This is a genomic window from Embleya sp. NPDC008237 (genome assembly GCF_042956465.1).
Lineage (GTDB): Bacteria > Actinomycetota > Actinomycetes > Streptomycetales > Streptomycetaceae > Embleya.
In genome coordinates, this window is record NZ_JBIBGL010000028.1 from 58,238 (window position 1) to 82,835 (window position 24,598).

The window sequence follows — 24,598 nt, forward strand, 5'->3', positions numbered from 1 at the left end:
GCGTGCCGGTGGCGGGTTGGGCGGTCTCGGTGGATTCGTGGCCGCGGACCCGAACTTCCCCGGACTGCTGGTGAATCCGGCCCCGGGTATCCCGGCAGCCGTCAGCGCGTTGGCGGGCAATGTGCAGCGCGCGGTGGACCAGTCCGCGACCATCCTGAACGCCATCGATCAGGCAGTGGGGGCCACGGCCTCCTGGACCGGCCCGGCAGCCGACGGAATGCGGGCGCGACTGATGGTGCTGCGGCCCAAGTTCGTGGGCATGGACGCCGCTTTCACGTCCACGCGAGCGGTATTGCAGGCATGGGCGGACCAGTTGAGCCACCTGCAACAGCGGGCGACGGGGCTGGAGATGGAGGCGCGCGCAGCCCGGGCGCGGATCGCGCAGACCAAGGAGGCGGCGGACGTCCCGATGTTCGTGTATGGGCGCTTGTCCGACGCGGACCGGCAACGTGTGGTGGCGGCCAAGGTGGAGAACGACGCGGCGAAGGCGGCGCTCGACGCGATTCTCCGCCGGGCCGCACAACTGCATCGCGAGCACGAGATCGAGGCCAAGGCCGCCGCGGTGGTGATCAAGGCTGCCGCCGAGAAGGGACCGAAGGCGCCGGAGCACAAGGGTGCCCTCAGGCAGGTCGGGGATGTGCTCAACGAGATGGGGGACATCAGCGGGAAGATCGGCACGAGCGCAGGCATGCTCAGCCTCGTACTGGAAATGATTCCGCCGGCCTCGGGGACCGCGATGCCGGTCGCCTTCGTGGCAGCCGGATTCTCGGGCTTGTCGTTGGTATTGCACGGTTCCGCAGACTTGATGGGCTCGTCGGTACCCGGATACACGTACTTCACCGACTCCCTCGGGGCCCTGCCACTGATAGCGCTGAGCAACAACGCACCCATTCTGCTTGCCGGAGTCGTCGTTGCAGTGCCATTCGGAATCGCCACCGGGCTTGTCGACGCGTCCACGGCAACCGGATGGGTCACCAGCACCGACCCGATCGAGAAGGCATGGAACTGGGCCTTCTCGGCCGGAGGCGGCGGCAGGGAGAAGGCCGAGCCCGTACCGGTTTTGACCCAGCAGGACCGCACCTTCGTCGAGGCTCTCCAACGCGAGCAACAGCGAGTCTCACAAACTCCGAAGTTCGGGAAGTGAGGGCGGCGCACCATGACTACGCATATCGGATCCCAAGTTCCGTCGGCCTCTCGGCTCGAATTCGAGCTCCCCGCCATATTCACGGCACTACGGCCTGACAGCGGCTACTTCCTGGTTGCCCGAGCGCTGGCTCGTGTGGAGGGCCGGGCAAGCATCACCGCTGCCCACTTGACGGGTCGGATCAGGCGCGAAATGGTTCCCACGCCGGACCTTCGGGATGCCTACGCGACCTTTCATACGTTCGAGATCCCAGCCGGGCTCTGCACTGTCCGCCTCGGTGCGTGGGAGGGGGACCCGAATCCGTTTCCAGGGGCCACGATCGAGTTGCCCAAGCTCCGAGCGCGCACGGCTTGTGCGATCTTCGAGGCCGGATCCTGTTCCGGCACTTCCGTCGAACTGTTCCTGGGAGTGCTGAATCCCGACGATTGGGCGCACTACTGTGCCGCACTGATGCGTCTGCTGTTCGGCGCGCGGGTCGTGCACGAGACTGCCGGAGGGGGCTGACCGCGGTGTTGGTGCTGTTGCTCGTCGAGGTCGGTGTCGGGCTTGGGGGCGGCCTTTGGATGTGGCTGTACTGGCGGAGGCCGGCGGCTCGGATCTCGGATGGGCTGCACGCGCGTTGGAGGTTGGCGAACGACCTGAGTGCGGCGGACCGGACGAGCAGTCGCATCGACCCGCGTTCGATGTCGCCCCAGGAAGTGGCGGAGAGTGCCGCGGCACACGGGTTCGCGGTCGAGGCGTGGGCACCCGACGGCTCCGGTGCCATCACGTACCACTTCGTTCGGACGGTGGCGTTTCCCGTTCCCTGTGCCCTGCAGCGAGTGCGGGTGCGTCAGCAGAGGCTTCGGGGCCACCGGGGATGAAGAACTTGACGGTGTTTCTCGGAACCGCCGTGGTGATCACGTTGTGGGTCGGATATTGGGTCCTGCATCGTCGTGGTTGGGCGCGGGACAAGCTCCTGCGTGATCTCGGGCGGCGCTTTCGTGGAGCCGAATGCGTGCACATTGCCATGAGGACCTATCCGGTCCATCCGGAGGAGATCATCCGCGTAGGCGCCGAGCGCGGATACGTATACGCGGGAACCGCCTCCGAGATGATGGCGTTTCGGCGGCGGGACGGGGTCGGCGTGGGTGGGGTGCCGCGGTGGCGGGATGTGTTGGTGATGCATGGATGGTCGAGGGGTGCGGGGGCTCCGCGGTGATGGGGTGTCAGCTTCGGGTTTCTCGGTTGAGGTAGTTGTAGACCGTGAAGCGGCTTACGCCGAGGGCTGCGGCCACGGTTTGGACGCCGTGGCGGATGGTGAAGGCGCCGCGTTGTTCGAGGGTGCGGACCACGCGTTGTTTGGCCTCGCGGTCGAGGGCGGCCAGGGGGCCGTGCCGGCGTTCGGCGTCGGCGAGGAGGCGGTCGAGGGCGGAGGTCAGGCCCGGGAGGCGGACGGCGACGACCGGCTCGCCTGCCCAGTCCAGGACGACGTCCTCGGGGCCGGCCTCGTCCGGGGTGGCGAGTTCGGCGCCGAGCGCGGCCACCAGGGGTTTGATGGCGGCGGACAGCGGGTGTTCGGCAGGGCTCATGCGTGGCCTCCCGGGGTTTCCGGCACGGTGTCGACCTGTACCGAGATCCGGGTCGCGCCGACGCCGAGCGCGCCTCGGGACACCTTGTCGAGGGCCGTGAGCACGACGTCCGCCTTGCCCTCGGCGGTCGCGCCGAACGGGCCGACCTCCACGTCGAGGCCCGCTTCCTCGATGACCCGTCGGGCCTCCAGGGCGTGGGGCGACACCCCGTCCAGGTCGAACGGTTCGGTGGAGAACTCAATCCGCAATCGCACGCCCGAACCCTAGTGCCGGGCGCGGCGCCGGCGTCCGAGCGTTCCCCGCCAGGATCCCCGCGGCGGTCGGCCCCGCGCAGGCGAGGATCGTATTCGTCGGCCTGGGCAGCATGGCCGGCCGGCGGGTTTCGTGGCCGAAGTCGCTCCCCATCGATTCCGCCTGCCGACGTCGACCCCGGTTTCCGGTGGCGCGGCCGCTTCGCCGGGCGGTCGCCGGCCCTGTCGATCCCCGAGAGGGCGGCAGCCACGTAGTTGACTGAGCCCTGGACGGCCCTTCCGAGGGCGTGGACAGTGTCCTTGGACGGCCCACCCGAACGGCCCGCACAGCCCACCCGAAGGAGCAGCGTATGGGACCGGTCGTCGTCGTGGCCCCCGACGGGTTCGAGGGGACCTCGACCGGCAAGGGGACCTCGACCGCGGTGCAGGCCGCCGTCGGGACCGCTGCCGGGATCCGGCTGATCCGTCCGGACGCGGACGTACGGATGTCGCCGATCGCCGACGACGGCGAGGGCACCGTGGACGCGGCGGGTGCGGAGTCGCCTCCCGACGGGGCCGCGCTGGTGCGGCTGGACCGGATCGGGCGGGGCGACCCGGCGGCCCGACCGGCCGGCGTCGAGGTGGTGATCGCCTCGGACGCGGACCATCCACTGCTCGGCCCGACGGGGGCCGCGGCGGTGCACGGGCCGAAGGGCGCCCCGCCGCAGGACGTGCGCGAGGACGTGCGCGTACCGGACGGCGCGTTCGCGCACCGGGCCGCGCGGGTCGACCTCGGCGTGGACAGTGTGACCCGCGTCGACGAACTCGTCGCCAACGCAGGTGGATTACCGGTCCTGGACCTGCCGAGCAAGCGGACCGCGCAGGTGCACCGGGTGGACTCGGAGGACGCGTCGTGACCCATACCCCCACTCTCGTATTGCGCTCGCGCCGGGTGTTCACCCCGGACGGCGAGCGGCCGGCCGACGTGGTCGTGGCCGGCGACCGGATCGTGGACGTGCTGCCGTACCGCACCGCGGCCGGCGCACCGGTCGAGGATCAGGGCGAACTCGCGCTGCTGCCGGGCCTGGTGGACACCCACGTACACATCAACGAACCGGGCCGCACCGCGTGGGAGGGCTTCACCAGCGCGACCCGGGCCGCGGCGGCCGGCGGCGTCACCACGCTGATCGACATGCCGCTGAACTCGATCCCGGCCACCGTCACGCTCGATGCGCTGCGGGTCAAGCAGGAGGTGGCACGCGGCCGGGTCTACGTGGATGTGGGTTTCTGGGGTGGTGCGATCCCGGGCAACACCGACCAACTGGAGCCACTGCATCGGGCCGGCGTGTACGGCTTCAAGAGCTTCCTCGCGCCGTCCGGCGTCGACGAGTTCCCGCACGTGGACGCGGCCGAACTGGACCTGGCGCTGACCGAACAGGCCCGGCTCGGCGCGCTGGCGATCATCCACGCGGAGGCGCCGCAGGTGCTGGACGCCGCGCCGCAGGTGCCCGGCCGGGCGTACGCCGACTTCCTGGCCTCGCGACCGGACGCGGCCGAGACCGTCGCGGTGGAGCAGTTGCTCGCCACCGCCGAGCGCACCGGTGCCCGCGTACACGTCCTGCACGTGTCCTCGGCGGACGTGCTGCCGCTCCTGGACGCCGCCCGCGCGGCGGGGGTCGCGGTCACCGCCGAGACCTGCCCGCACTACCTGACCCTGGTCGCCGAGGGCGTCCCGGCGGGCGACACCGCGTTCAAGTGTTGCCCGCCGATTCGTTCCCGGGACAACCGCGACCGGCTCTGGCGCGCGATCGCGGCCGGTTCGTTCGCCGCCGTGGTCTCCGATCATTCGCCGTGCACCGCGGACCTCAAACGGCTGGACGTCGGCGACTTCGCCGCGGCCTGGGGCGGCATCGCATCGCTGCAACTGGGCCTGCCCACGGTGTGGACCGAGGCTCGCGCCCGCGGCCTCGCACTGGCCGACGTGGTCGCGCTGATGTCCGCCGGCCCGGCCCGGCTGGTGGGCCTGGCCCGCAAGGGCGCGATCGCACCCGGATACGACGCCGACCTGGTCGCGTTCGACCCGGACGCGGTGTTCACCGTGGACCCGGCCGGACTGCACCACCGCAACCCGATCACCCCGTACGCGGGTCGCGCGCTCACCGGCGCGGTGCGCACCACGTGGCTCGCGGGCGCGCCCGTGGACGTGCACGGCAGCCCCCGCGGGCGGCTGCTGGACCGGACGGAGACCGCCTCGTGATCACCGCGGGGATGCGCCGGCGGCGTGGGGACGGCCTGTTCCCGCACTGTCTCGGGTCGTCGCCGAGTCTCGTCAACTCCCGCTCAGGACAAGGAGATCGACCTTGAGTAGCGATTTCACCGAGTACGTCAACCTGGCCGCACGCGCCCTCGGGGCGGGCGTGCCGGTCGCCAACGACGAGTGGTTCGCCGAGAAGGAGAACCTGCTCAGAGCCGAACCGCCGGTCTTCAGCCCGCGTACGTTCGGGCCCAGGGGCCAGATCATGGACGGCTGGGAGACCCGTCGCCGGCGGGGCCCCTCGGCCGAGCATCCGCATCCCGAGGCCGATGCGCACGACTGGGCGATCGTCCGGCTCGGCGTGCCGGGTGTGCTGCGCGGGATCGTGGTGGACACCGCGTTCTTCACCGGCAACTACCCGCCGAGCGCGTCGGTGGAGGCCGCGGCCGTGCCCGGCACTCCCTCGGTGGCGGAACTGCTCGACCCCGCCGTGCGGTGGACCACGATCGTCGCGCGCACCGACCTGGAGGGCGATACGGCACACCCGTTCGCGGTCACCGCCGAGCAGCGGTTCACTCACGTGCGGCTGAACATCTTCCCCGACGGCGGGGTGGCCAGGCTGCGTGTGTACGGCGAGGCGGTACCGGACCCGGCCTGGCTGGACGGGCTCACCGTGGACCTGGCCGCGCAGGAGTACGGCGCGGTGGCCGAGGCGGCCAGCGACCGATACTTCTCCTCGCCGCACAACCTCAACGCGCCGGGCCGCTCGCGGGTGATGGGCGAGGGCTGGGAGACCCGGCGCCGGCGCGACGACGGGCACGACTGGGTGCGGGTGCGCCTGGCCGGACAGGCCGAGGTACTGGCCGCCGAGATCGACATCGACAACTACCTGGGCAACGCGCCGGGTTGGGTGGCGCTCGTCGGTTGCGACACGGGTGTGGACCCGGACGCGTGGTTCGAGCTGTTGCCCCGTACCCGGATCCAGCCTGACACCCGGCACCGCTTCCGCCTCGCCGGTGGGCGGCCCGTCACGCACGTGCGCATCGAGGTCTTCCCGGACGGCGGGGTGGCCCGACTACGGCTGCCGGGCCGGCTGACCGAGGCCGGCCTGACGGCCCTTCGCCACCGTTTCGACACCCCGGAACCACCCGGCGAAGGAACCGCTCGGGATAGCTGATGGGGGTCAACTCCGTTGTCGGCCGTTCGGCGGGCGCCCGAGTGGGTGCGTGGGTGCGAACTCCACGGGCAACCGTAGTTACATAGCCACTTCCACGCCTCTCCAGTCTCACCCGTTCGGGTAATGGCCGGCTGCCTCCGCAGCGGCAACGATTGACCGCGCAGACCGGTTCAGCCAGGGGAGCGGCCGGTGCATCCAGGGGAGGCGGAATCGTTGTCGATCGATGCTGGGGCCGGCACGGGAAGTGAAGCCCAGGACACGCTGACTCGTTCGAGTCTTGCGACGGAGGCGGCGCGAAATCTCGCGACCACCACCAAGACCGTCCCGCAGATGCAGGACATCACGTCGCGGTGGCTGCTGAAGATGTTGCCGTGGGTCCAGGTGTCGGGTGGTACATATCGGGTCAACCGGCGGTTGAGTTACCGGGTGGGCGACGGGCGCGTGCAGTTCGTCCAGACCGGCTCCGAAGTCCGGGTGATCCCGGCGGAGTTGTGTGAGTTGGCGCCACTGCGCGGGTTCGAGAACGACGAGGTACTGCGCGCGTTGGCGGACCGCTTCGTGCGGAGGGAGTACGCGGCGGGGGAGTCGCTCGCGACGATGGGTGAGCCGAACGACCGGGTGATTTTGGTCGTGCACGGCAAGATCGCCAAGTCCGGGGTTGGTCCCTACGGCGATCGCACCTCGCTCGGATTGCACGGCGACGGCGACCACTTCGGCGAGAAGATGCTCGTCGACCGGGAGTCGTCGTGGGACTACACGGCCACGGCGGCCACTTCGGTGATCGTGCTGGAGCTGCCCAGGGACGCCTTCGACGGGCTGCATGCCGACAGCCTGCGCGAGCACCTCGCGGAGTACGCCGAGGCCAGTAGCCGCCCGCAGAACGCGAAGGGTGAGGCGGCGATCCCGATGTCCGCCGGCCACCACGGCGAGGCGGTGCTGCCGGGCAGTTTCGTGGACTACGAACTGAATCCGCGCGAGTACGAGTTGAGCGCGGCGCAGACCGTGTTGCGGGTGCACAGCCGGGTGGCCGACCTGTACAACCAGCCGATGGATCAGATCGAGCAGCAGCTGCGACTGACCATCGAGGCGTTGCGCGAGCGGCAGGAACACGAGCTGATCAACAACCCCGATTTCGGTCTGCTGCACAACGCGGACTACGAGCAGCGCATCCAGGCCCAGTCCGGCCCGCCGACGCCGGACGACATGGACGAACTGCTCAGTCGCCGGCGCGGCTCCCGGCTGTTCCTGGCCCACCCGCGCACGATCGCCGCGTTCGGTCGGGAGTGCAGTCGGCTCGGCCTGTACCCGACCACGGTCGACGTGGGCGGCAATCAGATCCCGGCCTGGCGCGGCGTGCCGATCTTCCCGTGCAACAAGATCCCGATCTCCGAGGCGCGCACCAGTTCGATCCTGGTGCTGCGTACGGGTGAGGACGACCAGGGTGTGGTGGGCCTGCACCAGACCGGTCTGCCGGACGAGTACCAGCCCGGGCTGTCGGTGCGTTTCATGGGTATCAACGAGCAGGCGCTGATCTCCTACCTGGTCACGGCGTACTACTCGGCGGCGGTCCTGGTGCCGGACGCGCTGGGTGTGCTGGAGAACGTGGAGATCTCCCGAGCCAGGTGACAAGAGTCACGAACGTCACAAAAGTGTGTCGAATGGGTCGTTTGCGGTAATAGGTCGGGCTGGACGTTGCGCGATCAACGGACGCGCACGGTCAACCGCGACAGGAGACCCGAGACATGGGCACCGACGACAACATCCGCAACAAGGCCCAGGACGTCAGCGGCCGGGCCAAGGAGAAGCTCGGCGAGGCGACCGGCAACGAGGATCTGCGCGACGAGGGTCAGCAGGATCAGGGCTCGGCCAAGGCCAAGGACACCATCGCGGGTGCCAAGGACAAGGCCAACGAGGCGATCAACAAGATCAAGGGCTCCATGAAGCGCGACTGAACCCACCTGTGACCGGCAGCGAGGCTCCCGCTGGGGGGCCTCGCTGTACTCGTGGTGCGGTTTGGCTTGTGCGCCCGGGTGGGCTGTTTGGCCTCATGTGCCCGGCCGGGCTGGTTCGCCTCAAGCGCCGGCGGGGCTGAGTGGCCTCAAGCGCCGGCCGGGCTGCTTTGGCCTCATGCGCCGGCCGGGCTGCTTTGGCCTCAAGCGCCGGCCGGGCTGGTTCGCCTCAAGCGCCGGCGGGGCTGAGTGGCCTCAAGCGCCGGCCGGGCTGCTTTGGCCTCATGCGCCGGCCGGGCTGGGTGGCTTGCCGGCTTGGGGCGTCGGCGTTGTGGGGCTCAGGTTCCGGTGAGGTGTTCCGGTCGGATCGGTACCCGGTTCAGGGGTAGACCGGTTGCCGCGCGGATTGCGGCGACGATGGCCGGGGTGGAGGAGAGGGTGGGGGCCTCGCCGGCTCCGCGGAGTCCGTACGGTGCGTGGGGGTCGGCCAGTTCGAGCATGTCCACCGGCATCGGCGGGGTGTCGAGGATGGTGGGGATCAGGTAGTCCGTGAAGGACGGGTTCCGAACCTTGCCGTCCTTGACGACGATCTCCTCCATCACCGCCAGGCCCAACCCCTGGGTGCTGCCGCCGTGGATCTGGCCGACCACGGCCAGCGGGTTGATCGCCTTGCCCACATCCTGCGCGGCGGCCAGTTCGACCACCTTGACCAGGCCCAGTTCCACGTCCACGTCCACGACCGCGCGGTGCGCGCAGAAGGTGTACTGGACGTGCCCGAAGCCCTGCCCGGTGACCCGGTCGAACGCCTCGGTCGGGCGGTGGCGGAACTCGGTGGTCTCGTCCACCGGTTCGTCGCCGAGCAGGTCCACCAGGTCGGCGACCACCTCGCCTGCGGCGGTGAGCACCTTGCCGCCGGACAGGCGCAGGCTCGCCGCGAACGCGGGGGCCCAGCCGTACCGGTCCCGGCCCCGGGCGAGCAGCACCGTACGCACCGCCTCGGCCGTCTGCTTCACCGCCCCGCCGGTCATGTACGTCTGCCGGGACGCGGACGTCGAACCGGCCGAGCCCACCCGGGTGTCCGCCGGCGCCATGGTCACCTGGTCCACACCCAACTCGGTGCGCACGATCTGCGCCTGCACGGTGACCCCGCCCTGGCCGACCTCGGCCATCGCGGTGTGCACCAGCGCGACCGGTGCGCCGCCGATCACCTCCAGCCGGACCCGGGCCGTCGAATAGTCGTCGAAGCCCTCGGAGAAGCCGACGTTCTTGATGCCCACCGCGTAGCCGATCCCGCGCACGACGCCCTCGCCGTGCGTGGAGTTGGACAGCCCGCCCGGCAACTCGCGCAGGTCCGGCCCGTTCGCCGTACGCCGGTTCGCCACCTCCGGCAGCGGCATCTCCTTGACCCGCCGGAGCAGTTCGGCCACCGGTGCCGGGGCGTCCACGATCTGCCCGGTGGGCAGTGCCGAGCCCTGCTCCATCGCGTTGAGTCGGCGGAACTCGACCGGATCCAGGCCCAGTTCGGCGGCCAGCCGGTCCATCTGGCTCTCGTAGCCGAAGCACATCTGCACCGCGCCGAAGCCACGCATCGCGCCGCATGGTGGGTTGTTGGTGTACACCGCCGTCGAGTCGACCACCGCGTGCGGAATCACGTACGGACCGATGCCCAGGGAGGCCGCGTTGCCGACCACCGCGGGCGACGCGGACGCGTAGGCACCGCCGTCCAGCACGATCTCGGCCTTGACGAAGACCAGCCTGCCGTCCCGGGTGGCCCCGTGCTCGAACACCATCGTCGCGGGGTGGCGGTGCACATGGCCGAAGAACGACTCCTCGCGGTTGTAGACGATCTTGACCGGCTTGCCGGTGTGCTGCGCGAGCAGGCACGCGTGCACCTGCATCGAGATGTCCTCACGCCCGCCGAACGCACCGCCGACGCCGGCCAGGGTGAGCCGCACCTTCTCCGGCGGCAGGCCCAGCACCGGGCACATCTGCTGCTGGTCCACGTGCAGCCACTGGGTGGCGATGTACAGGTCGATGCCGCCGTCCTCGGCGGGCACCGCGAGACCGGACTCCGGGCCCAGGAACGCCTGGTCCTGCATGCCGACCTCGTACTCGCCGCGCACGATCACGTCCGCGAGCGCCCGCACCTCGGCCGAATCCCCGTCACCGTGGTGGATGTGCTGGCTGTGCACGATGTTGCCGGACGCGTGTGCCTTGTAGTCGGCGGGCGCGTGCACGTAGCCGTACCGCTCCGGGTCCAGCGCCTGGGCCGGCCCGATCGGGGGCAGCACGTCGTAGTCGACCACGATCTTGGCGATCGCGCGCCGGGCGGTCTCCGGATGGTCGGCCGCGACGATCACGATCGGCTCGCCGTGGAAGCGCACCTCGTCGATGGCCAGCACCGGCTGGTCCCGGATCTCCAGGCCGTAGAACTTGCTGCCCGGGATGTCCTCGTGGGTGAGCACCGCGTACACACCCGGCTGGGCCAGTGCCGCGGCCACGTCGACGGACCGGATCCGGGCCCGGGCGTGCGGGCTGCGCAGCGCCATGCCCCACAACATGTCCTCGTGCCACAGGTCCGAGGCGTAGGCGAAGTCCCCCTTGACCTTGAGGATGCCGTCCGGGCGCATCGGCGAGGCGCCCACGCCGTCCCGGCCGGGCGCGGCCACGTCCCGTAGGTTCTGCGGCTTGGTCAAAGTGGCCACGGCTCAGCCCTCCAGGCCGGTCGGGGCCGCATCGCGCGCGTCCGCCTTGCGGGCGGCGGCCAGACGGACCGCGTCCATGATCTTCTCGTAGCCGGTGCAGCGGCACAGGTTGCCGGAGAGCGCCTCGCGGATCTCCGGGTCCGAAGGGTGGTGCACCCGGCTCAACAGGTCGTGCGTCTGGACCACCAGGCCCGGCGTGCAGAATCCGCACTGCACGGCGCCCGTGTCCACGAACGCCTGCTGGACCGGGTCCAACGTGTCGCCGTCGGCCAGGCCCTCGATCGTGCCGACCTCGCGGTCCTGCACCTGGCCGGCGGCGACCAGACACGCGCAGACCGGCTCGCCGTCCAGGTAGACCGTGCAGGAGCCGCACTCGCCCTGCTCGCACGCGTTCTTGGAACCGGGCAACCCGACCCGCTCGCGCAGCACGTAGAGCAGACTCTCGCCCTCCCACACGTCGTCCGCCACGGTCGGGCGGCCGTTCACGGTGAATGTGACCCTCATGCGGCGGCCCTCCCGGTGGCGCGGTGGTCGTTCCAGGTCCAGAGCAGCGTGCGGCGCGCCATCACGGCCAGCGCATGCCGCCGATACGCGGCCGAGCCGCGCACGTCGTCGATCGGCGCGGCGGCCTGCGCCACCAGTTCGCCGAAGCGTTCGGCGGTGGCCGCGGGCAACTCCCCGCCGGAGGTCCACAGGCCCGTGTCGTGCAACTCGGCCCGGATGAACGCCTCGGCCGCGCTCGCCCGGCGCGGGGTGGGCGCGGCGGAGCCGATCCCGGTGCGCACGTTCCGGGTCCGCGGGTGCAGCGCGACCGCGAACGAGCAGACCGCGATCACCATCGCGTTGCGGGTGCCGATCTTGGCGAACTGCTGCGGCCCGGTCGCCGAGGGGATGTGGATCGCCCGGATCAGCTCGTCCGGCTCCAGTGCGTTGCGCTTGACCCCGAGGTAGAAGTCGTCGATCGGGATCAGCCGGGTGCCGCGCACCGAGGCGGCCTCGACCGTGGCGCCGGACGCGAGCAGCGGCGGGTGCGCGTCGCCGGCCGGCGACGCGCCGCCCAGGTTGCCGCCGACCGAGCCCCGATTGCGGATCTGCGGCGACCCGACCGTGCGCGCGCCCAGCGACAGGCCCGGGAGCCGGTCGTGCAGGGCGTCGATGATCTTCGAGTAGGGCACGGAGGCACCGAGGCGCACGGTGTCGTCGTCCTCGATCCGCCACGTGTGCAGCTCGTGGATGCGGTTGAGATCGAGCAGGGCATCCGGACGATGCCGGTCGAAGTTCAGTTCGACCATCACGTCGGTGCCACCGGCGATCGGGACCGCGGACGGGTGCTGCGCCTTGACGGCGAGCGCCTCCTCCCACGTCGCGGGCCGCAGGAATTCCATGACGGGTGTCTCCTTCTGCCTTGCGTATGGCCCTACCGTCCTTGTACCCGTCGCGGGGGCGCTTCGCTTCGGGTCCGCCCGGTTCGCAGGGTGCGCACCAGTACACCGAGACGAGGGTCACTGCGAGTACCCACCAAAGGCACGACCCAGGCGTGTCGAGCGGGGGTGGTTCCCGTACTTTTCTCCAAGTGTTCGTCCGGTGGTCGAGCCGGTATGACGGATCCGCCGGGTGAGCCCAGGCCGCACCCGGCCCGATCGAGAGGGGGCCGCCGATGCGATTGCGCGCGCTTCTCGGCGATGGCACGGCCGGTGCCGGCATACCCGGGATCCGGTTGTTGGTCGGCGAGGCGGAACTGGATCGGTCGGTGCGCGCCGTGATGACCACCGACCTGCACGACCCCAGTCGCTACCTGACCGCCGGCGCCCTGGTGCTGACCGGCATGGGCTGGCGGGCGGAGCCGGCGGACTCGGATCGTTTCGTCCGGGTGCTCGTCGCAGGCGGGGCCACCGCGCTGGCCGCCGGGCAGGCCGAGATCGGCGACATCCCGGCCGATCTGGTGCGCGCGTGCGAGCGGTACCAGCTGCCGCTGTTCGCCGTGGCCGAGGAGCTGTCCTTCGCGCATCTGACCGAATTCGTGATCCGCCGGATCTCCGCCGAACGGGCGACCGACCTGACCGCGGTGGTCGACCGGCATCGCCGGCTGGTGCAGGCCGCCGCCGGCGGGGCGGGCCTGGACGGGGTGCTCGGGCTGATCGCGGCCGACATCGACATCCACTGCTGGGTGCTCTCGCTGACCGGGCGCCAGGTCGCGGCCGGTGGGCCCGACCTGGCACCGGGGCTGCGGGTCGGGATGGCCCGCGCGCACTTCGCCGCGCGTGCGCGCAAGGCCCGGGTGCCCTCTCGCCATCGGATCGACGGGCGCGCGTTCTCGCTGCTCCCGGTGCCCGAGGCGGGCGGCTCGGACGCCCCGGACACCTGGGGCGACTGGTTCCTCGTGGTCGAGGACGACGTCACCGACCGGCCGGACCGGCACCAGGCCCTGCTGGGCGAACTGGTCCGCCTGGTGTCGGTGGGCCGGGACCGGGTCGAGGACCGGCGCCGACGCACCCGGCGGTTGTCCGAGGACGTGCTGAACCTGCTCGCGGCCGGCGCCGACCCGGCCGAGGTGGCCGCGCGGCTGCGAGTCGCGGAACCGGACGACGCGGGCCGCACACACTGGCAGTTCGCCACCGCGACCATCCCGGACCTGCCCGCGCGCGAGGCCCGCCGGCTGGCCCGGGAGCTCCTGGAGGAGGCGTTGGCGGATCAACCGAGCGCCGCCCTGGTCTCGGAGACCGGGTCGGGCGCGGTGGCGCTGATTCCGGGCGAGGGTCCGCCGGAGGGGGACGGCGCCGAGTCGGACCCCACCACCCGGCTGCTGCGCGAGCTGCTGGCCGCGCCGGCGGGGACCACAGCGGGCGGCGTGCGGTTGCGGATCGGGGTGAGCGCACGGGTGGCCCGCGCGGACGGGTTGCGCGGCGCGTTGGAGGAGGCCTGGCACGCGGGCCGGATCGCGGGCACCCGGCCCGGTCGGGTCGAGGTGGTCGGACACGCCGAACTCGCCTCGCACGTGGCGCTGTTGGCGGCGGTTCCGGAGGACGTGCGGCGGGCGTTCCGCGGCCGGCTGCTGGAGCCGCTGCGTGCGTACGACGCGAGCCACCAGGCCGATCTGGTGGGCACGCTGGGGGCGTTCCTGGACTGCGACGGGTCCTGGACCCGGTGTGCGGCGCGGTTGCACGTACACGTGAACACGCTGCGCTATCGGATCGGCCGGATCGAGGAGTTGACCGGGCGTCGGCTGGCCCGGCTGGAGGACAAGGTGGACTTCTTCCTGGCGCTCAAGCTGCGCTGAGCGCGCGCTCACGGCGGGCGGGGGCGGACCGCCGCGACCGCCACGACGGCCACCGCCGTGACGGCCGCGACCGCCGTGACGGCCGTGAGCCGCCGCGGGCCGCTGCGGGTCAGCCGAAGGACACGCCCGAGGTGACCGGGGTGATCGTGCCGGTGATGGCCCGGGCTCCGGAGGAGGCCAGGAACGCGACCGCGTCCGCGATGTCCTCGGGTCGGGTGATCCGACGCAGCGCCGACGACCTGGTCATCTCGGCGCGCACCTCCGCCTCGGGCACGTCCCGGCGCGCCGCGATGTCGGCGATGTACGCGGCCAGTTTGGCATTTTCGGTGTAGCCCGCGACGACCACGTTGACCCGCACGCCGTCCGGGCCGACCTCCTTGGCCAGCACGCCGGAGGCGACCTCCATCGCGGCCTTGGTCGCGGCGTACGCGCCCAGGTTCACCAGCTTCGCGCGCGGCGCCTCCGAGCTGATCTGCACGATCGACCCGCCGCCGACCGCGCGCATGTACGGCAACGCGGCGCGCGAGACGGCCAGTACGCCGAGCACGTTGATCTCGAAGGCCCGCCGAAACTCCGCCGGATCCAAGTCCTCCAGCCGCCCGGACGGGTTGTAGGTCGCGACGTTGACCACCACGTCCACCCGACCGAGTTCCTCCGCCGCGGTGTCCACCAGCGCCCGGCACGCGGCCTGGTCGGCCAGGTCGGTCGGTACCGCGATCACCCGACGGCCCGTCAGCTCGCGGATCTCGTCCGCGAGTCGGCGCAACGGCTCGGGCCGTCGCGCGGCCAGCGCCAGATCCGCGCCGGTGCGGGCCAGGGCCAGCGCGCAGGCGCGCCCGATGCCGTCGCCCGCTCCGGCGACGATTGCGACCCGTCCGTCCGGTTCCTCCGCCATCGATACCTCCGTGACGTGCCAAAACTTCGGAACTCGTCCCCCGTCCTACCGCACGGTGCTTTCAATCGCCATGATCATCCGGTTGGGTTACTGTGCGCGGCCGTTCGCCGCCGAAGCGTCAACCCGGCAAGCCCTACCGACCCCACCGGAGGCACCGATGCCCACCGTCGTACTGATCGGAACGCTCGACACCAAGGGATCCGAATACGCGTGGTTGGCCTACCGGCTGCGCGCCAGGGGAGCCGAGGTGGTGTTGATGAACGTGGGCGTGCTGGGCGAGTCGCTGGCCCAGGCCGACGTGCAGGCGGCCGACGTCGCGGCGGCGGCCGGCACCGATCTGGCCGACCTGCGCACCCGGGCCGACCGGGGCGCGGCGACCACCGCGATGGCCGAGGGGGCCGCGTCCATCCTGCGCGAGTTGTACGAGCAGGGCCGGGTGGACGGTGTGCTCGCGATGGGCGGCTCGGGCGGGTCGGCGATCGCCTCCTACGCGATGCGCGCGCTGCCGGTGGGCGTGCCCAAGCTGCTGGTCTCCACGATGGCGGCGGGCGACGTGTCGCCGTACGTCGGCGCGGTGGACGTGACGATGATGTACAGCGTCGTGGACATCGCCGGGATCAATCGGCTCTCCGAGCGCATCCTGGGCAACGCGGCGGATGCGATCGCCGGCATGGCGGGCGGTTATGCCGAGGATCGCGCGGCGGTCGCGGGAGTGACCGGCGAGGGGCGTCCGCTGGTCGCCGCGTCGATGTTCGGAGTGACCACTCCGGCGGTGGACGCCGCGCGCGAGCGGCTGACCGAACTCGGCTACGAGGTGCTGGTCTTCCACGCCACCGGGGCAGGCGGCACGTCGATGGAGAATCTGGCCGAGGCGGGCTTCCTGGCCGGGATCCTCGACCTGACCACCACCGAGCTGGCGGACGACCTGGTCGGCGGGGTGCTCAGCGCGGGCCCCGAGCGGCTGACCGCGGCCGGGCGGATGGGGCTGCCACAGGTGGTCAGTGTCGGTGCGCTGGACATGGTCAACTTCGGCCCGCGCGACACCGTGCCCGCGCGGTTCGAGGAGCGCCTGTTGTACGTGCACAACCCGACGGTGACGCTGATGCGCACCACCCCCGCGGAGAACGCCGAACTGGGCCGGCGGATCGCCGCCAAGCTGGTTGCCGCGACCGGTCCCACCGCGCTCTACCTGCCCCTGCACGGGGTCTCGGCGATCGACGTCGAGGGCGCGCCCTTCTACGATTCCGTCGCCGACAAGGCGCTGTTCGACGAGCTGCGGGCCGGGCTCGCGGGCAGCTCCGTCGAGGTGCACGAGGCGGCGACGGACATCAACGATCCGAAGTTCGCCACGGCGGCGGCGGATCGACTGCACGAGATGATCACGAAGGGACGCGTGGACTGAGATGAACGGACGCGAGGCGCGGGGCCGACTGCACAGGACGGTCGAGCAGGGCGGCGTCGTGATCGGCGCGGGCGCGGGCACGGGACTGTCGGCCAAGTGCGCCGAGGCCGGCGGCGTGGACCTGATCATCATCTACAACTCGGGCCGCTACCGGATGGCCGGTCGGGGTTCGCTCGCCGGACTGCTGCCCTACGGCGACGCCAACGCGATCGTGGTCGAGATGGCGGGCGAGGTGCTGCCGGTGGTCCAGGGCACTCCGGTCCTGGCGGGCGTGTGCGGCACCGATCCGTTCCGGATCATGCCGCACTTCCTGGACCAGCTCGCCGCGATGGGCTTCGCGGGTGTGCAGAACTTCCCCACGGTCGGCCTGTTCGACGGCGTCTTCCGGCAGAACCTGGAGGAGACCGGGATGGGCTACGACCTGGAGGTGGAGATGATCCGGCTGGCCGCCGAGCGCGGTCTGCTCACCGCCCCTTACGTCTTCGACCCCGAGCAGGCCCGCGCGATGGCCGCGGCGGGCGCCGACATCCTGGTCCCGCACCTGGGCCTGACCACCAAGGGCAGCATCGGCGCGACCACCGCGGTCACGCTCGACCAGGCGGTGGAGCGGGTGCAGCAGATGCGCGACGCGGCGGCGGAGGTGAACCCCGACGTGCTGGTGCTGTGCCACGGCGGGCCGATCGCCGAACCCGAGGACGCCGCGTACGTGCTGGCCCACACCACCGGCGTGGTGGGCTTCTTCGGCGCCTCCAGCATGGAACGGCTGCCCACCGAGGTGGCCATCACCGACCAGGCGCGGGCGTTCAAGAACATCGCCCTTCGGTAGCGCACCGCGCCGGACCCATCCGGGCACCACACGCCGGACGCACAGGCACCAACGGCAGGAAGCACATCCACCACACGACCGTGAGGAGTCGGCGTGTACAAGCTGACCGTGCTGTATGGCCACCCCGAGGACCCGGCGGCGTTCGACGCCTATTACTGGGAGAAGCACGTGCCGCTCGCCCGCACCATGCCGGGGCTGACCGGCTGGACCATCGGCAAATGCGAACCGGACCCGTCCGGCGCGCAGCCGCCCTATTACCTGGTGGTCGGCCTGTACGCGCCGTCTCGCGCGGGTATCGAGGCGACCCTGGATTCGCCGGAGGGGCGGGCCACGGTCGCCGATGTCGCCAATTTCGCGACCGGCGGTGCGACGTTCCTTTGGGACGAGGAACGGGTAGTCGTACCTGTGGAGCTGCCCGCGACGGAATAGCTCGTCGCTGAAGCACGGGTGACCACGCGGCCGCGCACCGTCGACGCCGGCACCGTGACCTGCAGGGATGGCGACAAATCGGGCAAATCAGTGTTATTCCTCCCTATGGGGGACCTCACAAATCACCCGAAATGTTTGCCAACCCGGCGGAGCGGTGCGTAGCTTCGTGGTTGTTCGCACAAGCGGACTCCCCGGGCGGTACGCCGAATCCTGCCGCCGCCCGAGGGATGCAGTCGATATCGACTGGCGGCAGGAGCGGGGGAACCGAGTAAGTGCCGGCATCGGCCATGTCGATGTCTGGGGTGAAGCCATGCCTGTTCCAGGCGAGGCCGGGCCAATCGTCCGAACCCGACAGCTAACTTCGCAGGCGCCCGACGAGGTAATCAATGACCTTCCGTGCCATCACCGCTCCCGTTCGCTCGCTCTCTCGTGGCCGTCGCGCCGGCATCGCCGTCGCCGCCGGTGCGGGTCTCGTCCTCCCCCTCGTGGGCATGGCGGGCAGCGCGAACGCCGCGTCCTCGTCCACGTGGGACGCGGTCGCCCAGTGTGAGAGCACCGGCAACTGGAGCATCAACACGGGCAACGGCTTCTCCGGCGGTCTGCAGTTCACCCCGAGCACCTGGAACGCGTTCGGCGGCAGCCAGTACGCCTCCAGCGCCGCGCAGGCGACCAAGGACCAGCAGATCGCGGTCGCCGAGCGGGTCCTGGCGAGCCAGGGTCCGGGCGCCTGGCCGGTCTGCTCGCAGAAGGCCGGTCTGGGCAAGGGCGGCAACGCCTCCGCCACAGCCGACTCGTCGACCACCGGCAAGACCAAGAGCAAGGTCGAGCCGAAGGCCGCACCCAAGGCCGAGTCCGTGACCGAGAACGCGCCGAAGACCTCCGACGGCAACGCGCCGAAGGTCCGGGTGCAGCCGAAGCAGGACGCGCCGAAGTCGGCCGCGCCGAAGTCGGCCGCGACCAAGCAGGCGTCGGGCTCCGGCACCTACACCGTCAAGGCCGGTGACACGCTGTCCGAGGTCGCCGCCAAGCTCGGCGTCAAGGGTGGCTACAAGGCCCTGTACGCCGCCAACGCGGGCGTCATCGGGGGCAACCCGAACGTGATCGGCGTGGGCACCCAGCTCGCCATCTGATCCAGCGTCACGACGTAGGCCCCGCCGAGTACTTCGGCGGGGCCTACGCCCGTGTCGCGACCGGGGTCGGGGCGGCGGGGCCGGGGTCGGTCGGCGGGCCGCGGGCATGGTGCCGCGGGCATCGGGCCGCGGGCATCGGGCCGCGGGCATCGGGCCGCGGGCATCGGGCCGCGGGCATCGGGCCGAGACATACGGGATCGCCGGATCGGGCAGTGGGAGTGGAGGCGGATCCGGGGCATCGCCGGGCCGACCGTTCCACCATGCGGAATCAGCATTCCGTTCAGCAGGGCAGGCCATAGGGAACCGGCGGATCGACGGTCGATGGCCACGGGCGTGGCCGGCCGGGCCGGCCGAATCCCGTGTCTTCCGGCAGGTGCGGGTCCTCGATTTCACGGGTGCGCCGATGCGGGCACCGAGAGCCAGGTCTCAATCTCAACTTATTCGGGCAAAACGTACCCACGACGATAAGATTGCGTTCGAAAGGGCCTTGCGGCGTTAAAATCTTTTGACATAGGTTCACCTGACCGTGGTTCCTGCTTTCTCCTGAGAGGGTTCCATGTCGAACATGACCCGCGTAGCCGTCCGTACCGCCGTCGATCACCCGCTGTGGCTCGAACTCAAACGATCCGTCGCCGACCTGCGTCCGTTGCAGGCCAAGGACGGTTCGATCGAGCCATCGGGGCATGCGTCCGCCCGGGCGCTGGTCGCCGAGATCACCTCGTCGATCACCGGGCTCGCTCCGCTGTTCCCGCACGACGAGGCGTACCTCGACGCGGTCGTGGCCGATTTTCGGCGTTGGTCCGCGGAGGACTTCGGCCGTCCCGACTTCCTCGACTCGCTCGTCGCGTTCCGCCCGGAACAGGATCGGCGCGACGGCCTGGAGCACCTCGTGGTGTTCCCGATGACCACCCAGAACGGCAACCCGACCCGCAATGTCGAGGCCGTGCTGCTGCGCGTGGTGTGGCCCCAGTGGCTGGCCGACCTGGAGGCCGGGCGCTACGACAACGCGATGTTCGTGCCGATCGCGTTCGTCGACTTCACCGACGGCTACGACACCGACTCGGCGGTGCTCTTCCCGGAGACCGTGGCCGTGCGCGAGGTGCCCACGTACACGTGGGGCGGCATCTTCTGCGACCGCGAGGCGGCCCGCTTCCGCCGGGTGGCAACCGCCGCATCGCAGACACTCGGCCTGGAACTTCCGCAGGATGCCGTGGACTTGGTGGAGAGCCAGCAGCTCGCCCAGGACGCGTTCGTGTTGTGGGACCTGATCCACGACCGCAGCCACATGCGCGGTCCCATGCCGTTCGACCCGTTCATGATCAAGCAGCGGATGCCGTTTTGGATGTACGCGCTGGAGGAACTGCGGTGCGACCTGACCGCGTTCCGCGAGGCGGTCACGCTGGCCGCCGAGGGTGTGTCGACCGCGCGCCGGGTGCAGTTCGCGGTCATCTTCGACCGGCTGTTCCGCTTCCCGGTCACCGGAGGTCGGGTGCGCAACTACGACGGCCTGGGCGGGCAACTGCTGTTCGCCTACCTGCACCGCGCGGGTGTGGTCGAGTGGGCGGACAACCGGCTCACCGTGGACTGGGACCGGATCACCGACGCGGTGCTCGGGCTCTACGACGAGGTGGACCGGCTCTACCGCGCGGGTGTGGATCGTTCGAAGGTCGGCCACTGGCTGGCCGGCTACGCGCTGGTCGCCGCGTACGTGCCGCCGCACCCCGGTTCGGTGTGGGCGAAGGGGCCCGGCGCGCTGCCGATGGACGGGCCGCCGAAGGCGCTCGTGGATGCGGTGCTGCCGGACGAGTTCCCGCTGAGCATGTTCTACGAGGCGCTCAACCGGCGACTGCGCGACGTGATCGCCTCGACCAAGGGAATCACCGCGGACAGCCCGGTGCAGGGCCTCGCGGAGGTCCCGACGGAGCGGGCGGTCGCGGCGTCGTGACCGGTACGGCGCGCCCGGCCCCGGCGCGGGTGCGCGCGACGACGTCGCGGGGCCCGCGGAGCGGGCGCGGCGAGTTTCGGCAGGGTGAGGCGAACAGCACGGTGAACGAGGAGTCGGTGTGATGAACGGTCTCGACGGTGCGGTGATCGCGGTCGCGGGCGCGGGTGGGCCGACCGGGCGCGCGGTGCTCGCGCGGCTGGCCCGGGCCGGTGCGCACGTGTACGGCGCGGATGCGGACGCCGGGCGGTTGCAGGAGAGCGTGGACGCCGCGCCCGGTACACACGGCGCGGTGGTCGACCTGCTCGACGCGGCCGCCACCCGCCGGTGGGCGGCGGACGTCGAGCACGAGCACGGGCGCGTGGACGGGCTCGTGCACCTGGTCGGCGGGTGGCGCGGGGGCAAGAAGTTCGGCGACAACTCGCTCGACGACTGGGCCTTCCTGCACGACCTGCTCGTGCGTACCGTGCAACACACCAGCCTGGCCTTCCACGAGGCGCTCGCCCGCAGTCCGCGCGGGCGGTTCGTGTTGATCTCCGCGGCGGCGGCCGGGCAGCCGACCCAGGGCAACGCCGGTTACGCGGCGGCCAAGGCGGCCGCGGAGACCTGGACGCTCGCACTCGCCGACGCGTTCGCCGAGACCGAGGCGGCGGCCACCATCCTGGTGGTCAAGGCGCTCGTCAACGACGCAATGCGGCAGGCTCGACCAAACGCCAAATTCGCCGGCTTCACCGACGTGGTGGACCTGGCCGACGAGATCGCCGGCCTGTGGACCACCGCGGCAATCGACCTGAACGGGAAAAGACTGTGCCTGAACGTCCCCTGACCCCACGTCACGACCCCGACGTGCGCGGCTTCGCCAGCGACAACTACGCGGGCATCCACCCCGAGGTGCTGGCCGCGATCGGCGCGGCCAACGGCGGGCACCAGGTCGCGTACGGCGAGGACGTGTACACCGAGCACCTCACCGACGTCTTCCGTGCGCACTTCGGCGAACGGGCCCAGGTCTTCCCGGTGTTCAACGGCACCGGCGCCAACGTGGTCGGTCTCCAGTCGATGACCGACCGATGGGAGTCGGTGATCTGCGCGGCGTCCGCGCACATCAACGTGGACGAGTGCGGTGCGCCGGAGAAGGTTGCCGGCCTGAAACTGCTCACCGTGCCCACTCCCGACGGCAAGCTCACCCCCGAACTCGTGGACACCCACGCGTGGGGCTGGGGCGACCAGCACCGGGCGCAGCCGCGCGTGGTCTCCTTCGCGGAGAGCACCGAACTGGGCACGGTCTACACGCCGGACGAGATCGCCGCGCTCGTCGCGCACGCGCACGAGCACGGCATGCTCGTGCACCTGGACGGCTCGCGCCTGGCCAATGCGGCCGCGGCGCTGGACGTGCCGCTGCGCGCGCTGAGCACCGACGTCGGCGTGGACGTGTTGTCCTTCGGCGGCACCAAGAGCGGCCTGATGTTCGGCGAGGCCGTCGTGGTGCTCAACCCCGACGCGGCGCGGGGCGTGGGATATCTGCGCAAGGCCGCGATGCAACTGGCCTCGAAGATGCGCTTCGTGTCCGTGCAGTTCGAGGCGCTGCTCGCGGGCGACCTGTGGTTGCGCAACGCGCGGCACACGAACGCGATGGCGACTCTGCTCGCGGAGCGGGTCGCCGACCTCGACGGTGTGACGCTCAGCCGGACGCCGCAGGCGAACGCGGTCTTCGCCGTGTTGCCCGCGGATGTCACCGAGCGCATGCAGAAGCGGTTCCGGTTCTACACGTGGGACGAGTCGATCGGTGAGGTGCGCTGGATGACGGCGTTCGACACCACCGAGGAGGACATCGACGCCTTCGCGACCGCGCTCGCCGAGGAGTTGGGCGCGCGGTAGGCGATCCGCACGGACGATCGGCGGGTCGGGGCTGACAAGCCCCGGCCCGCTTTCCGTCGTCCGGTGGGAACTCGTCCGAGGCCGGCGCCCGGGTCGCGCGGGCCGGGGCCGCTTCCCGCCGGGATGCCGCCCCGGCCCCGGCCGCTTCCCGCCGGGATGGCAGGGCTCACGGGTGCGTCCCCGGGTCGAGCATGCGATCAACGATAGCGAGTATTAGTGTGCATAACGGATGCGACTGATCGTAACTCGATGAGCGGGCGACTGCCCGGATCCGGCCGGCCCTCCGAATGGAGATCCTTGCGCATGAACCTCCGGATGCCGCCCCTGGGCAAGCCCTACCTCGGCGGCCATTTCGCGCCGGTCGCCGACGAGGTCACCGGGTTCGACCTCACGGTGCGGGGCACGCTGCCGGTCGAATTGAACGGTCGGTACGTCCGCAACGGGCACAACCCGAAGCCCGGCGACGTGCCCACCCACTGGTTTCTCGGCAGTGGCATGGTGCACGGGATACGGCTGCGCGCGGGGCGCGCCGAGTGGTACCGCAACCGCTGGGTGCGCACTCCGGCCGCGGACGGTGCGTCGCCGCGTGGCGAGGACGGCGTCGTGGACCCGACCGTGAGCGTCGCCGGCACCCACATCGTCGAGCACGGCGGCCGGTTGCTCGCGCTCCAGGACGCCGACGTCCCGTTCGAGATGACCGCCGAGTTGGAGACGGTCGGTCCGCACGACTTCGCCGGTCGGCTGACCACCGCGATGACCGCGCACCCGAAGAGGGACCCGCTCACCGGCGAGTTGCACTTCTTCGGCCACTCGCCGTTCCCGCCGTTCCTGACCTACTACGTCGCGTCCGCCGCGGGGCGGATCACCCGGGTCGAGGTGATCCCCGGCGCCGGGCCCTCGCTCATGCACGACCTCGGCCTGACGGAGCATCATGTGGTCTGGCCGGACCTGCCGGTGGTGTTCAACCCGGCCGAGCATTCCGGCGTCCCGTACCGCTGGAGCCATTCCTACGCGCCGCGGATCGGGGTGATGCCGAGGTCCGGGCCGGCCGAGGCGACCTGGTTCGACGTGGCGCCGGGCATGGTGTTGCACGTGGCCAACGCCTACGAGGACGCGCGCGGGCGGATCGTGCTCGAAGGATCGCGCTTCGACCGGGCCTCGTGGGAGAGCAGTTGGAAGTGGTGGGTGGGGGCGCCCGGGTACCCGGACGCACCGCTGATCGGCGCGATTCGACATCGGTGGATCCTGGATCCGGTCTCCGGCGTGGCCGGGGAGGAGGATCTCGACTCGCTGGTCACCGACTTCCCCACCATCGACGCCCGCAGGCTGGGCCGACCGCATCGCTACTGCTACGCGCAGGCGTTCCCCGGCGCGGGACTGCACGAGTACGCGATCGTCAAGTACGACGCGAGCACCGGGGAGCGGCAGGTCGCCGGTCAGGGGCCGGGCCGGATGCCCGGCGAGGCGGTGTTCGTACCCGCCGCGGACGGCACCGCCGAGGACGACGGCTACCTGCTCACCGTGGTCAGTGATCTGGTCCGGGACGCCTCGGAGTTGCTGGTGCTGGACGCGCGGGACGTCACCGCAGCGCCGGTCGCGACCGTCGAACTTCCGCGCCGGGTCCCGGCCGGCATGCACGGCTCCTGGTTCCCCGACCGGGTCTGACGCCCGCCCGCACGGCGGGTCCGGGTGCCTGCACGCCTCGGCGGCACAGCGGGCGTGATCGGCTTGCCCTACAGTCCGAGCAGGTCGTCCGCCGGGGCGACGGCATTGCCGGGGTGGGGGAGTGGAG

The 24,598-nt window shown here is 71.1% G+C and carries 22 protein-coding genes and 1 riboswitch; of the genes, 16 read left to right on the forward strand and 6 right to left on the reverse strand.

Annotated features, from left to right (window positions below):
* The first annotated feature begins 37 nt into the window (after window positions 1-37).
* Together ACFZBU_RS44005 and ACFZBU_RS44010 are read left to right on the forward strand one after the other, a co-directional pair.
* On the forward strand, window positions 38-1,144 hold the full coding sequence (locus ACFZBU_RS44005) for a WXG100 family type VII secretion target (protein ID WP_391589431.1): 1,107 nt from the start codon (window positions 38-40) through the stop codon (window positions 1,142-1,144).
* A gap of 324 nt (window positions 1,145-1,468) precedes the next feature.
* Entirely contained in the window at window positions 1,469-1,648 is a 180-nt protein-coding gene (locus tag ACFZBU_RS44010) for a hypothetical protein (protein ID WP_391589432.1), read from the forward strand.
* A 704-nt stretch (window positions 1,649-2,352) separates the two neighbouring features.
* On the opposite strand, the gene ACFZBU_RS44015 is transcribed toward ACFZBU_RS44010, so the two are convergent.
* Window positions 2,353-2,715, reverse strand: coding sequence for a helix-turn-helix domain-containing protein (locus ACFZBU_RS44015; protein ID WP_391589433.1), 363 nt, complete (start codon window positions 2,713-2,715; stop codon window positions 2,353-2,355).
* A complete protein-coding gene (locus ACFZBU_RS44020; protein ID WP_391589434.1) occupies window positions 2,712-2,969 on the reverse strand; it encodes a thiamine-binding protein in 258 nt (85 codons plus the stop codon). Before ACFZBU_RS44020 ends, ACFZBU_RS44015 begins: the two co-directional genes overlap by 4 nt.
* 347 nt (window positions 2,970-3,316) lie before the next feature.
* On the opposite strand from ACFZBU_RS44020, the gene ACFZBU_RS44025 reads away from it, so the two are divergent.
* The 5 genes from ACFZBU_RS44025 to ACFZBU_RS44045 all read left to right on the forward strand — a co-directional run bounded on the left by ACFZBU_RS44025 (window position 3,317) and on the right by ACFZBU_RS44045 (window position 8,328).
* Window positions 3,317-3,862: a glycerate kinase gene (locus ACFZBU_RS44025; RefSeq protein WP_391589435.1), complete on the forward strand. Its 546-nt coding sequence runs from the start codon at window positions 3,317-3,319 to the stop codon at window positions 3,860-3,862.
* Window positions 3,859-5,202: an allantoinase AllB gene (gene allB, locus ACFZBU_RS44030; protein WP_391589436.1), complete on the forward strand. Its 1,344-nt coding sequence runs from the start codon at window positions 3,859-3,861 to the stop codon at window positions 5,200-5,202. The genes ACFZBU_RS44025 and allB overlap by 4 nt, the downstream gene beginning before the upstream one ends.
* Window positions 5,203-5,305: 103 nt before the next feature.
* A complete protein-coding gene (gene alc, locus ACFZBU_RS44035; RefSeq protein WP_391589437.1) occupies window positions 5,306-6,376 on the forward strand; it encodes an allantoicase in 1,071 nt (356 codons plus the stop codon).
* Between the two features lie 213 nt (window positions 6,377-6,589).
* A complete protein-coding gene (locus ACFZBU_RS44040) occupies window positions 6,590-8,002 on the forward strand; it encodes a family 2B encapsulin nanocompartment shell protein (protein WP_391589438.1) in 1,413 nt (470 codons plus the stop codon).
* 116 nt (window positions 8,003-8,118) lie between these two features.
* Window positions 8,119-8,328, forward strand: a complete 210-nt coding sequence (locus ACFZBU_RS44045; protein WP_391589439.1) for a CsbD family protein — start codon at window positions 8,119-8,121, stop codon at window positions 8,326-8,328.
* Window positions 8,329-8,663: 335 nt separating this feature from the next.
* On the opposite strand, the gene pucD is transcribed toward ACFZBU_RS44045, so the two are convergent.
* Genes pucD through ACFZBU_RS44060 form a run of 3 tightly spaced genes read right to left on the reverse strand, consistent with a single transcriptional unit; the run spans window position 8,664 to window position 12,415 of the window.
* A complete protein-coding gene (gene pucD / locus ACFZBU_RS44050; protein WP_391589440.1) occupies window positions 8,664-11,030 on the reverse strand; it encodes a xanthine dehydrogenase subunit D in 2,367 nt (788 codons plus the stop codon).
* Between the two features lie 3 nt (window positions 11,031-11,033).
* A complete protein-coding gene (locus tag ACFZBU_RS44055) occupies window positions 11,034-11,534 on the reverse strand; it encodes a (2Fe-2S)-binding protein (protein WP_391589441.1) in 501 nt (166 codons plus the stop codon).
* Entirely contained in the window at window positions 11,531-12,415 is an 885-nt protein-coding gene (locus ACFZBU_RS44060) for an FAD binding domain-containing protein (protein ID WP_391589442.1), read from the reverse strand. The genes ACFZBU_RS44055 and ACFZBU_RS44060 overlap by 4 nt, the downstream gene beginning before the upstream one ends.
* Window positions 12,416-12,687: 272 nt before the next feature.
* Between ACFZBU_RS44060 and ACFZBU_RS44065 the strand changes: the two genes are divergently transcribed.
* Complete coding sequence (locus tag ACFZBU_RS44065; protein WP_391589443.1) at window positions 12,688-14,307, forward strand: PucR family transcriptional regulator; 1,620 nt, start codon at window positions 12,688-12,690, stop codon at window positions 14,305-14,307.
* A 109-nt stretch (window positions 14,308-14,416) separates the two neighbouring features.
* Here ACFZBU_RS44065 and ACFZBU_RS44070 read toward each other — a convergent pair whose 3' ends face one another.
* Window positions 14,417-15,202, reverse strand: a complete 786-nt coding sequence (locus ACFZBU_RS44070) for an SDR family NAD(P)-dependent oxidoreductase (protein WP_391589444.1) — start codon at window positions 15,200-15,202, stop codon at window positions 14,417-14,419.
* A gap of 157 nt (window positions 15,203-15,359) precedes the next feature.
* On the opposite strand from ACFZBU_RS44070, the gene ACFZBU_RS44075 reads away from it, so the two are divergent.
* From ACFZBU_RS44075 to ACFZBU_RS44110, 8 genes are all read left to right on the forward strand, one after another.
* On the forward strand, window positions 15,360-16,604 hold the full coding sequence (locus ACFZBU_RS44075; RefSeq protein ID WP_391589445.1) for a Tm-1-like ATP-binding domain-containing protein: 1,245 nt from the start codon (window positions 15,360-15,362) through the stop codon (window positions 16,602-16,604).
* A gap of 1 nt (window position 16,605) precedes the next feature.
* Entirely contained in the window at window positions 16,606-17,430 is an 825-nt protein-coding gene (locus tag ACFZBU_RS44080; protein ID WP_391589446.1) for a phosphoenolpyruvate hydrolase family protein, read from the forward strand.
* Between the two features lie 93 nt (window positions 17,431-17,523).
* Window positions 17,524-17,859, forward strand: a complete 336-nt coding sequence (locus tag ACFZBU_RS44085; RefSeq protein ID WP_391589447.1) for an EthD family reductase — start codon at window positions 17,524-17,526, stop codon at window positions 17,857-17,859.
* Between the two features lie 194 nt (window positions 17,860-18,053).
* Window positions 18,054-18,245: riboswitch (cyclic di-AMP (ydaO/yuaA leader) on the forward strand.
* Window positions 18,246-18,989: a transglycosylase family protein gene (locus ACFZBU_RS44090; protein ID WP_391589448.1), complete on the forward strand. Its 744-nt coding sequence runs from the start codon at window positions 18,246-18,248 to the stop codon at window positions 18,987-18,989.
* 556 nt (window positions 18,990-19,545) lie between these two features.
* Window positions 19,546-20,934 carry a DUF6421 family protein gene (locus tag ACFZBU_RS44095; protein ID WP_391589449.1) on the forward strand — a complete coding sequence of 463 codons (1,389 nt, stop codon included), beginning with the start codon at window positions 19,546-19,548 and terminating at the stop codon, window positions 20,932-20,934.
* Window positions 20,935-21,055: 121 nt separating this feature from the next.
* Complete coding sequence (locus tag ACFZBU_RS44100; protein WP_391589450.1) at window positions 21,056-21,757, forward strand: SDR family NAD(P)-dependent oxidoreductase; 702 nt, start codon at window positions 21,056-21,058, stop codon at window positions 21,755-21,757.
* Window positions 21,739-22,806, forward strand: coding sequence for a threonine aldolase family protein (locus tag ACFZBU_RS44105; protein WP_391589451.1), 1,068 nt, complete (start codon window positions 21,739-21,741; stop codon window positions 22,804-22,806). Before ACFZBU_RS44100 ends, ACFZBU_RS44105 begins: the two co-directional genes overlap by 19 nt.
* A 303-nt stretch (window positions 22,807-23,109) precedes the next feature.
* Entirely contained in the window at window positions 23,110-24,471 is a 1,362-nt protein-coding gene (locus ACFZBU_RS44110) for a carotenoid oxygenase family protein (RefSeq protein ID WP_391589452.1), read from the forward strand.
* The last annotated feature ends 127 nt before the right edge of the window (window positions 24,472-24,598 follow it).

What these genes read in the sequence shown, in the direction of transcription:
- ACFZBU_RS44015 (WP_391589433.1), bottom strand. Translation starts at nt 2,715, where the DNA reads ATGAGCCCTGCCGAACACCCGCTGTCCGCCGCCATCAAACCCCTGGTG.
- ACFZBU_RS44025 (WP_391589435.1), top strand. Translation starts at nt 3,317, where the DNA reads ATGGGACCGGTCGTCGTCGTGGCCCCCGACGGGTTCGAGGGGACCTCG.
- ACFZBU_RS44045 (WP_391589439.1), top strand. Translation starts at nt 8,119, where the DNA reads ATGGGCACCGACGACAACATCCGCAACAAGGCCCAGGACGTCAGCGGC.
- ACFZBU_RS44055 (WP_391589441.1), bottom strand. Translation starts at nt 11,534, where the DNA reads ATGAGGGTCACATTCACCGTGAACGGCCGCCCGACCGTGGCGGACGAC.
- ACFZBU_RS44060 (WP_391589442.1), bottom strand. Translation starts at nt 12,415, where the DNA reads ATGGAATTCCTGCGGCCCGCGACGTGGGAGGAGGCGCTCGCCGTCAAG.
- ACFZBU_RS44065 (WP_391589443.1), top strand. Translation starts at nt 12,688, where the DNA reads ATGCGATTGCGCGCGCTTCTCGGCGATGGCACGGCCGGTGCCGGCATA.
- ACFZBU_RS44070 (WP_391589444.1), bottom strand. Translation starts at nt 15,202, where the DNA reads ATGGCGGAGGAACCGGACGGACGGGTCGCAATCGTCGCCGGAGCGGGC.
- ACFZBU_RS44075 (WP_391589445.1), top strand. Translation starts at nt 15,360, where the DNA reads ATGCCCACCGTCGTACTGATCGGAACGCTCGACACCAAGGGATCCGAA.
- ACFZBU_RS44080 (WP_391589446.1), top strand. Translation starts at nt 16,606, where the DNA reads ATGAACGGACGCGAGGCGCGGGGCCGACTGCACAGGACGGTCGAGCAG.
- ACFZBU_RS44090 (WP_391589448.1), top strand. Translation starts at nt 18,246, where the DNA reads ATGACCTTCCGTGCCATCACCGCTCCCGTTCGCTCGCTCTCTCGTGGC.
- ACFZBU_RS44095 (WP_391589449.1), top strand. Translation starts at nt 19,546, where the DNA reads ATGTCGAACATGACCCGCGTAGCCGTCCGTACCGCCGTCGATCACCCG.
- ACFZBU_RS44100 (WP_391589450.1), top strand. Translation starts at nt 21,056, where the DNA reads ATGAACGGTCTCGACGGTGCGGTGATCGCGGTCGCGGGCGCGGGTGGG.
- ACFZBU_RS44110 (WP_391589452.1), top strand. Translation starts at nt 23,110, where the DNA reads ATGAACCTCCGGATGCCGCCCCTGGGCAAGCCCTACCTCGGCGGCCAT.